A 262-nucleotide genomic window follows, 5' to 3' on the forward strand; every position below is an offset into this window, starting at 1 on the left:
GAAGTTGGTTCATCCAAAAAATAGATTTGACCAGTATTCTCCAACTGAAATGCTAATTTTAAACGTTGCAACTCGCCACCAGATAAGGTAGTCATTGACTGACTTAGATTTAAATAATCAAGTCCTACCTGTTTTAAATTATCTAGCTTTTTATAGATATTTGAAATGTCTTTAAAAAAATCCAAAGCTTCATAAATCGGTAATGAAAGTACTTCATAAATATTTTTTCCTTGATATTTATATTGGAGAGCTTCTTTGCTAT

At 29.4% G+C, this 262-nt stretch carries 1 protein-coding gene; it reads right to left on the minus strand.

All coding sequences use genetic code 11. From position 1 onward, the window contains the following. Nucleotides 1-262, minus strand: a 262-nt coding sequence (locus FOT98_RS31650; RefSeq protein WP_144291290.1) for an ATP-binding cassette domain-containing protein, incomplete at both ends; no start/stop codon positions are given.

Source organism: Bacillus sp. HY001, assembly GCF_007558965.1.
GTDB classification, from domain to species: Bacteria; Bacillota; Bacilli; order Bacillales; family Bacillaceae_G; genus Bacillus_A; species Bacillus_A mobilis.